The organism is Deinococcus sp. (genome assembly GCF_018260405.1).
Classification (GTDB): Bacteria; Deinococcota; Deinococci; order Deinococcales; family Deinococcaceae; genus Deinococcus.
On record NZ_JAGLBG010000193.1, the window covers coordinates 1 to 1895 of the forward strand.

Annotated in this window: 3 protein-coding genes; 1 reads left to right on the forward strand and 2 read right to left on the reverse strand. The window is 64.2% G+C overall.

From position 1 onward, the window contains the following. Positions 1–627: ABC transporter permease (locus tag QZ269_RS12965; protein WP_291427114.1), on the forward strand; the 627-nt coding region annotated here is incomplete at its 5' end. A gap of 98 nt (positions 628–725) precedes the next feature. Here QZ269_RS12965 and QZ269_RS12970 read toward each other — a convergent pair. Next, positions 726–1229 carry a hypothetical protein gene (locus QZ269_RS12970; RefSeq protein WP_291427115.1) on the reverse strand — a complete coding sequence of 168 codons (504 nt, stop codon included), beginning with the start codon at positions 1227–1229 and terminating at the stop codon, positions 726–728. A 232-nt stretch (positions 1230–1461) separates the two neighbouring features. Continuing rightward, positions 1462–1895: amidase family protein (locus QZ269_RS12975; protein ID WP_291427116.1), on the reverse strand; the 434-nt coding region annotated here is incomplete at its 5' end.

Below are 1895 nucleotides of genomic sequence, written 5' to 3' on the forward strand. Positions count from 1 at the left end.
GGCTCGCTGATGGCGGTGCTTTCTACCGTTGGGGCCATCAGCGGCGACCTGGAAAGCGGCGTTATGCAGAGCATCATCGCCCGCCCGGTCAGCCGCGCCGGGTTGGTGCTGGGTCGCTGGATGGGCTTTACGCTGGTCAATGTCGGATACGTGCTGCTGCTGTCCGTCGCTTTGCTGGGGGGCGTGTACGCCATTACGGGATACGTGCCGCCCGCCGGGTTGCCCGCCGTCCTTTTACTGCTGCTGGCGGTGGCTCTGCTTACGGCGCTGACGGTACTGGGCAGCACCCTGTTTAGCACCCTTGCCAACGGCATCGGCGTGTTCGTGCTGTACGGCGCGGGATTTACCGGGGGCATCCTGAGCACCATCGGGGCCTTTTCCGATACGCCCACATTGACCACGCTGGGCCGCGCCGCCAATATCCTGATGCCGACCAATTCGCTGTGGCTGGGGGCCAGTTACTATTTGCAGCCTCCCATTCTGCGCCAGCTTGGGGAAGCGACCCGGGGGGCCAATCCGTTTTTCGGCACCGAGGCCATGACTCCGGGCATGATCGTGTGGAGTGTTGCCCTCACAGCGCTGGCCGTTGCGGCGGCCATGTGGCGCTTTAGCCGCCGCGACCTCTGAACCACAGTAAAACCGGCCCCGGCGGTGAGGAAAGCTGCTGGGGCCGGTTTCATACGGCCTGCCGCACCTGGCGTGACGGGCTGGCGACTGGCCGAAGTTCAGGAGTCCTCGTGAGGGGCCGAATTCGCGTCGCCAGGCTGCCCGGTAAACTGTGGGCTGTTGCTCAGGGTGCTGTTGGGTGGTGTGACCAGCGGCATTCCGGTCGTCGCCGCCGGGAAGTTGCTGGGCGGGGTGGCTGCACCGGAAGTCTGAACCTGGGGAACGCCGGGCAGGATTTGAGCCGAGTTTCCCGGCTGAGACTGAGACTGCTCCGGTTGCTCGTGGCCCGCCGCCTCATCGGGCGTGACACCCAGTTCGTCGATCAGGCGTTCGCGGGCGCGGATGTCTTCTTCAGTGCGGCGAATATCCTCGCGCACGCCCTGAAGCAGGTCAAGCTCGGCCCCGGCATGGTAAGCCCGGCCCAACCGCGCGTAGTGACCGTCGAGTTCACGGGTCAGCTGAAAGACTTCCATTTTCAGGCGGGCCACCTGCGCCACTTCCTCGCCACGGCGCTGCACACGCTCGGCGCTGCGTTTTACGGTATTCAGAATGTTATCGAGCATACTTGCAGTCTGAAACCGCCGCCGCACAACCGGGTGAGGAGCGCCTAAATCGGCTTATCGAAACCCGCAGCCTTTCCCCTGTCCGGGAGTGTAATACGCACTCCGGTTAGAGCAGTTCTCCTAATGATGGGCACCTCGGAAAAACACCGCCACCCCCTTCATTCTACGTCCTGCTCTTTCTTTTTCACTCGTTTCACTCGGGGCGATGATGCAGGCGTTACCCGGCAGGCTCTTAAAGCTGAGGGTTCGCCAGCTTGACCGCTCCGATTCCCTCCAGACCGCCCGCGACGCTGATGAGCAGCTCGTCTTTCAGCGCCGGGGCGATCAGCTGCACGCCGACCGGCAGGCGCACGCCGCCTACTTCCTCGAATCCGGCGGGGATGCTCAGGGCCGGAATTCCCGCGAGGTTGATAGCGACCGTGTCCACGTCGGCAGCGTACATGGCGAGCGGATCGCTGGTCTTCTCGCCGCGCCTGAAGGCCGGGAAGGGGCTGGTGGGCGTTACCAGCACGTCGTACTGCCCGAACGCAGCGGCAAAGCGCCCGGCGATCAGGCGGCGCACCTTCATGGCCTTGCTGTAGTAGGCGTCATAATAGCCGCTGCTTAGCGCGTAGGTGCCCAGCATGATGCGGCGCTGCACCTCGCGCCCGAAACCCTGTTCACGGG

Excerpts from the sequence above, each read along its gene's own strand:
- QZ269_RS12970 (WP_291427115.1), bottom strand. The coding sequence starts at position 1,229 with ATGCTCGATAACATTCTGAATACCGTAAAACGCAGCGCCGAGCGTGTG.